Here is a 6,743-nt window from a genome sequence, read left to right as displayed (position 1 = left end):
CGGCGTAGATGCCGGTCGCGGTGTAGTAGTGCCGCTTGTAGCGCAGCACGCAGACCAGCTCGGTGGCCAGCGCCTCGTTGCACACCTGGATCACGCGCTCCAGGTCGGCGCCGTACGCGGGGGTGATCGGCCCCTTGTCGATCTCCTGCCGGGCCCTGTCCCGGATCTCCGTGATGTCGGTCAGAAACTCTGCCATGTCCCTCCCCCTACCCTGCTTGTCTCACACGGCAAGCCCTCCGCTCCCCCAAGGGGAGACCTTCGAACGTGCCGGGTGAGAAAAGTCAGCCCCCGGTGTCCGCGGGCAGCGTGGGTTCGAGGTAGTGGGCGTGGATGACCGACTCGATCCGCTCCGGGTCGCCGGAGGCCAGGCCGCTGATGACGAGACGGTGGCGGCCCGCCGCCTCGGCCATCTCCAGCTGCTGGCGGTCGAGCGAGGAACGCATGAGGGCGTACATGTGGCCGTTCATGGTCTCCCACAGCTCGGCCAGGCGGCGGCGCCCGGAGGCCAGGACGATCTCACGGTGGAAGCGGGTGTCGATGTCCACCAGCTCCTGCATGTCACCTGCCCTGGCCGCGCCGTCCATCTCCTGGACGAGCTGTTCGAGACGTTCGAAGAAGCCGGAGGGCAGGTTGGTCACGGCGTCTCGGGCGGCGGCGGACTCAAGGACACAACGGGCGTAGCAGATGTCCTGGATGTCCTCGGTGGACATGCGGGTGACCATGCTGTACCTGCGCGGGTTGATGTCGACCAGTCCCTCGTTGGACAGGTCGCGCAGCGCCTGACGCACGGTCGCCCGGCTCACGCCGTACTCCTCGGCGATGCCCGCCTCGACGAGCCTGGTCCCGGCGGGCAGCTCGTCGTTGAGGATCTTGCGTCGCAGCGCCAGCCGTACCGTCTCGGGTAGGGATAGGTGTTCGAGCACTTCCCCTGGTGTCCTCTCTCGCGTCGCTCGCGTTGACGCCTGTCTGGTTCAGTATGGAGCGCCGCTCAGCACGGTCTCCGACAGCGCGGGTTCCCCGCCGGGGTCGACCGTGACGGGCAGCAGGTCCGCCGGGCCCGTCAGGACGGGGGTGACGCCGGGACCGTGGCCCGGCAGCGGGCTGTCGCCGTGCGCGACGACGCCGACGGTGCGCCAGCCGCGCCGGTAACCCATGTTGTGCCGCACGTCGACGTCGTCGAGCGCGACCAGGTCGCCCAGGCGCAGCCCGGCCAGGCCCGGGGTGGAGGGCGTGACCTGCACGTCCAGGTCCCACATCTGCGCGGGACGGCCCAGGCCGTTGCCCACCAGGCGGCTGGGGACCGTCCCGCGCACGGTCACCGTGACCTTCCCGTCCTCCACGCGCAGCGGCAGCAGGCCGAGCAGGCGCGGGTCGAGGTTGAGCACCTCGACGCCGGGCACGCCGAGGGAGGCGCCCTGGCCGTGCCCGCGCACGGAGATCCCGTCCCCCGGGCGCAGCGCCGCCAGATGCTCCTGCGCCATGCTGACGATCACCCGGCCCGCCTCGCCGCGTTTGCCGACCACCCAGCCCCGCGCGCCCCGCGCCGCCCCGGTACGGACCACGACCTCGTTGCCCACGCAGGCGTAGGCGGTCAGCGCGTGCCGGGCCGCCGGGTCGGGGTGGACCAGGCAGGCCCCCGGTGCCACGTGGTCGGCGTCGAAGCCGAACGCCGAGTCGCCGAGCCGTACGCCGAGCACGACACCGCCGTCACCGGCCGGGACGTACGGCCTGCCGTCGGCGTCGATCCGGTAGGGCGTCATGCCGTCGATCTCCGGGTGTTCGACGATCCCGAGCAGGTTCACGGCCAGCGTGCTCATCGGATCACCTCCAGGTTGGCGTCGGGACTGCGGACGATGTGGAAGGCCTCGGCGGGGCCGGTGATCAGGGACGACGGCCCCGGTCCGTGACCGTGCAGCATGCAGTGCCCGGTGGAGATCACGCCGATAGTGACATATCCGGACCGGTAGCCGCGACCGAAGCGGTGGTCGGCGTCCTCGATCGCCACGAAGTCACCGATCCGCAGCCCCTCAAGGCCCAGCGACAGGTCGGGGGACAGGCCCGCGTAGGCGCCCATGAGGTCGGTGTTGGCGAACTCGGAGGCCATGCCCGCGCCCGCCCCGACGGCCTCGGCCGGCACCGTCGCCGCCACGTGCACCTCAAGCCTTCCGTCTGCGCGGGTGCCGCCCGGCATCCGTTCGACCAGCTCGGGAGAGCAGTTCTTCACGGTGAGGGCGGGGTGGTCGGTGAGCCGCAGCCCCTGCCCCCTGGCCACGACCGTGACGGGGTCGCCGACGGTGACCTCGGCGAGCGCCTCCTCCGGCAGGTCGGCGAGCACGTAGGCGTGCTGGCCGATCACGAACCCCTCCGCCCCCGAGGCGGTGCGCACCGTGTTGCCGACGCAGGTGAGGAACTGCAGCGCCATGTTGGCCCCGGGGTCGCGGTGCCGGATGGACAGGCCGGGTTCCAGGTGGTCGGCGGCGTAGCCGGTGGCCGGGTCGCCACAGTGCACGCCGAGCGTGACGCCGCCCATGCCGGGCAGCAGGAAGGCGCGGCCGTCGGCGTCGGGCCTGGGGCCGTTCCTGTCGGCCAGCGGCGGCCAGACCTCGCCGGTCAGGATCTGGGTGACCAGGCGGGCGGCGTTGGTCTCCGCCCTCATGGCCTGGGTCCGAACCTGAAGCCGCGCACCCGCAGGGCGGGGGCGGTCGCGGCGCCGTTCCACACGTTCATCAGAGGCTGGGTGGCGAGTGTGTCGCCGACCGCGTCCACCCGGGACAGCAGCCCGAAGACGCTCTCGGTGAACCGCTTGCCCGCCACGGGGCGGGTGATCCTGCCGTTCTCGATCAGGAAGCAGCCGTCCCTGCTCACCCCCGTGATGGTGGTCCGCCCGGGGTCGACGACGCGGGTGTACCAGAAGCGCTGCACGTAGACGCCGCGTTCGACCCCGGCGACGAGCTCCTCGTACGGCGTCGCGCCGGGGGCCATGACCAGGTTGGCCGGGATCGCCAGGGGCGACTCCTCGCGGGCGATGTGGGCGTGCCCGGTCGAGGGGACGCCGAGTTCCGCGGCCGTGGCCAGATCGGTCACCGCCTCCCCGACCCGCCCCGCGGTGAGGAACCCGACCCGTCGTTTCGGTGTTCCCTCGATGTCGAACGGGAACGGCAGCCCGACCCCGGCGAGCGCGTCGTCGGCGACCGTGACGCACGGCGCGGCGACCGGCTCGCCCGGGGTGCGGGCGACGGCGCCGACCCCGGCGGCGAGCGCCTGCCCGGTGAACCCGAAGGCGCCGAAGAAGTGCAGCAGCTCACCGGCGGCGATCGGGCCGAGGACGACGTCGTGCACGCCGTCGGGCAGCTCGACCGGCCGCCTGGCCCGCGCCGCCTCGGCCACGGTACGGCTCGCCGCCTCCCGCAGGCCCAGCGCCCGCGCCGACCTGCCCAGGTCACACCAGTAGGAGGAGCCCTCGCCCGCCTTGACGGTGAGGGCGCCCGAGGCCTCGGTCGCGGCGGCGTAGGCCCGCACGCCGCCGGTCCCGGCGACCGCGAGCTCGGTGACGGCGCGGCCGAACATGCCGTAGGCCCCGGCGCCCGCGGCCCTGGCCTCACCGATGACATGGGCGGCCTCCGCCGAGCGGGCGGCGGCGTCCCACTCCTCGACGTCGGCGTGCCACAGGTCCGGTTCCGGGTACGGCCGCGCCCGGGCGACGCCGCAGGCCCCTCGGGCGCCGCCGCGCGCCAGTTCGAGCGCGGCCCGCGCGGCCGTCTCCGGCTCCTCGATCCTGGAGGTCGCGGCCCGCGCGGTACGGCCGTCCACGACGACCCGCACCATGAGCTGCCGTTCCACGATGTCCTGCGCCTGGTGAATGCGCTCCCCGGCGAAGCGGGTGTACTCCCCCGAGCGCACGGCGAGGAAGGCCTCCGCCTCGTCGGCCCCCGCGGCGCCCGCGAGCGCCCGTTCGACCGCCTCAAGCGCGCGGTCCCCGCCGGTGTAGGGCCTCATCCCGTCTCCCCCGTCCAGGTTTCCGTCCCGGCCTCTGTCCGGGATTCCGTTCGGGCCCGTCATCACGCGACCCCGATCCGCACGCCGCGTACGAGCGCCGGGGAGGCGCCGTGCCCGAGGAAGCCCCACTGTTTCGGCTCGCCCTTGCCGCAGGGCATGCCGAACGCCCTGAACTCCTCCGGGCCCGCGACGGCCTCGACCGAGCCCCAGAAGCGCGGCGTCACACCGCCGTAGGAGAGGTTCTTGAGCAGCCGCCCGCGCCTGCCACGCCGTACCTCGTAGGCGACCTCGGTGCCGAACTGGAAGTTCCAGCGGCGCTCGTCGATGGACCAGCTGCGGTTGTCGTCGACGTAGTAGCCGTCGCCGAGGCGGTCGAGCAGTTCGTCGAGGCTTCCCGAGCCGGGTTCGAGGAAGACGTTGGTGGCGAAGCAGACCGGCGGGTAGGCCCAGCCGTCGGCCCTCGCGGCGCCGATCGGGGTAAGGCCGAGCCTGGCGGCGCTGTCCCTGCTGGACAGGAAGTCGACCACGACGCCCTCGCGGATCAGCTCCCGGCGCGCGGCCGGGGTGCCCTCGTCGTCCCAGCCGAAGGAGCCCCGGGTGCCGGGCACGGACGGGTCGGCGGTGACGTTGACCGCGGGTGAGCCGTAGCGCAGCGCGCCGAGCGCGTCCGGGGTGATGAAGGACGTCCCGGCGAAGTTGGACTCGTCGCCGAGGATGCGGTCCAGTTCGAGGGCGTGGCCGCATGACTCGTGGATCTGCAGCGCCATCTGGGCGGGGCCGATCACCAGGTCCGCGGTGCCCGAGGGGGCGACCGGCGCGGTGAGCAGGGCGACGGCCTCCTCACCGACCCGCGCGGCCTGTTCGGCCAGCCGCAGCGACTCCACGTACTCCCATCCGGCCGCGGCGGTGTTGCCGTGGAAGGAGTTGGGATAGGAGCGGCGCTGCACGTCGTGCTTGTCGGCGGCGAAGACCAGCACCATGGCGCCCGACTCGACCAGGTGCTGGTGCTGGCGGGAGCCCTCGCTGTCGGCGAAGTGCCGGTGCTGCCGTTTGGCGTTCAGCCCGACCTCGGCGGAGACGACCTTCTCCGGTGCCCCGGCGGCGGCGAGGGCCTGGTCGAGCAGGCCGTACCTGCCGGGGAAGGAGAAGGGGTCGGTCGTGACCTCGGTGGTGTGGCGCCCGCTTGAGGGCGGGCGCGGCGGGAGGGCGACACGTTCGGCGCCCGCGAAGGCGGCGGCGCGTGCGGCGGCGACGGCCCGTCCCGCGACGGCGCGGACGTCGGCCTCGTCACCGAGCGGCGCCGCGGCGAACCCCCAGACCCCCTCGCGCAGGACCCGCACCCCGACACCCATGTTCAGCTCGGAGCGCTCGTCGCGCGCCCCGCCGTGCCTGCCGTACAGGCGGGTCTCCTCGCACTCGACGAGCCGGACGTCGGCGTACTCGACGCCGGGACCCGAGGCCGCGCCGAGCGCCGTCTCACACAGGGCCCGTGCCGCCGCGTCGTCGTGGGCGTTCCCCCAGGTGTGCGCCTCCTGGCCCGTCACCTGGCCTCCTCAAGCGATTCGAGCGGGCCCTCAAGAGGGCTCTCCAGGGGGCCCTCAAGGGGAAAGGTGACCCAGCTGCGCTCGCGGAAGGACCGTTCGAAGGTGTTGATCGTCTCCTGGACCAGCGCGCCCTGCCCGAAGTCGCCCTGGTTGAGCGGGCCGCCGGAGAGGATCTCGTCGGCGAAGTCCCGGCACAGGTTGGAGTAGAACAACAGCGGCCAGGGCTCGGTCGAGCGGCCGCCCTCGGGGAAGAAACGCTGCGGGATCTCCCGTTCGACGAACTCGACGGAGCCCTTGCTGGCCGTCCTGATCGTCTGGCAGACGCCCGCCTCCTCGACCAGCCTGACGACGATCGCGCCCTCGGAGCCGTAGACGCGGGCCTCGATGCCGGGGAAGTTGCCGACCGTGACGAACGACGACTGGATGGAGGCCAGCGCGCCGCTCTCGAACTCGGCGATCCACATGTCGCCGTCGTCGATGTTCATCCTGGTCATCAGGCCGGTGTCGCGTACGACGCGTTCGGGGACGAAGTTCCGCATCGTGCCGACCGCCGAGGTCATCGGGGAGTCGACCCACCAGTGCATGATGTCGATGATCGGCGCGCCGTACCCCTCGATGGACGACACCTGGATGACGTCCGGGTCGGCGTCGGCGTCCACCTGGCGCAGCGGGGTCGAGGGGTCGAGCCACTGGCTGTTCTGCTCGTAGCCGTTGAAGATGTACGGCTCGCCGACGAAGCCCGCGTCGATGAGCTCCTTGGCGTACAGCACGGCGGGGGCGTATCTGAAGGTGAAGCCCAGCTTGGTCTTCAGCCCCTTCGACCTGGCCAGTTCCGCGGCCCTGCGCGTCTGCCGGTAGTCGTGGTGCACCGGCTTCTCGCACAGGACGTGCTTGCCCGCCTCAAGGGCGGCCCAGGAGATCTCGAAGTGCGCCCGGTTCCCGGTGGCCACGTCGACGACGTCGATGCCGGGGTCGTCGAGCAGCTCGCGGTAGTCGGTGACGACGCGCCCGACGCCGAAGCGCCTGCCGGCCTCCCCGGCCACGTCCGCGTCGGAGTCGGCGAGGGCGACCACCTCGACGCGGGGGTCACGCTGCCAGCCGGGGATGTGGGCGACCTGTGCCCACCGGCCCGCGCCGACGACGGCGACCCGCACCTTGTCCTGTCCCATTGTGAGAGATCCCTTCGGGGGTTGTGCCGACCCG

The 6,743-nt window shown here is 72.7% G+C and carries 6 protein-coding genes and 1 pseudogene; all 7 read right to left on the bottom strand.

The window, feature by feature from the left end:
• Nucleotides 1-196, bottom strand: a pseudogene (locus ACFOYY_RS04425) (bacterioferritin); the annotation flags it as partial.
• A gap of 85 nt (nt 197-281) precedes the next feature.
• Nucleotides 282-923 carry a GntR family transcriptional regulator gene (locus ACFOYY_RS04420; RefSeq protein ID WP_352012060.1) on the bottom strand — a complete coding sequence of 214 codons (642 nt, stop codon included), beginning with the start codon at nt 921-923 and terminating at the stop codon, nt 282-284.
• Between the two features lie 48 nt (nt 924-971).
• A complete protein-coding gene (locus ACFOYY_RS04415; protein WP_386188018.1) occupies nt 972-1,817 on the bottom strand; it encodes a DUF4438 family protein in 846 nt (281 codons plus the stop codon).
• A complete protein-coding gene (locus tag ACFOYY_RS04410) occupies nt 1,814-2,656 on the bottom strand; it encodes a DUF4438 family protein (RefSeq protein ID WP_352012058.1) in 843 nt (280 codons plus the stop codon). Before ACFOYY_RS04410 ends, ACFOYY_RS04415 begins: the two co-directional genes overlap by 4 nt.
• On the bottom strand, nt 2,653-3,996 hold the full coding sequence (locus ACFOYY_RS04405; RefSeq protein ID WP_352012057.1) for a TldD/PmbA family protein: 1,344 nt from the start codon (nt 3,994-3,996) through the stop codon (nt 2,653-2,655). Before ACFOYY_RS04405 ends, ACFOYY_RS04410 begins: the two co-directional genes overlap by 4 nt.
• Nucleotides 3,997-4,058: 62 nt before the next feature.
• On the bottom strand, nt 4,059-5,540 hold the full coding sequence (locus ACFOYY_RS04400; RefSeq protein ID WP_386188015.1) for a TldD/PmbA family protein: 1,482 nt from the start codon (nt 5,538-5,540) through the stop codon (nt 4,059-4,061).
• Nucleotides 5,537-6,709 carry a Gfo/Idh/MocA family protein gene (locus ACFOYY_RS04395; protein ID WP_352012055.1) on the bottom strand — a complete coding sequence of 391 codons (1,173 nt, stop codon included), beginning with the start codon at nt 6,707-6,709 and terminating at the stop codon, nt 5,537-5,539. The genes ACFOYY_RS04400 and ACFOYY_RS04395 overlap by 4 nt, the downstream gene beginning before the upstream one ends.
• Nucleotides 6,710-6,743 lie beyond the last annotated feature (34 nt).

This window comes from Streptosporangium jomthongense (assembly GCF_042650425.1).
Classification (GTDB): Bacteria; Actinomycetota; Actinomycetes; order Streptosporangiales; family Streptosporangiaceae; genus Streptosporangium.
The sequence above is the reverse complement of the archived record's forward strand: the minus strand, read 5'-3'. Positions and strand labels throughout refer to the sequence as shown.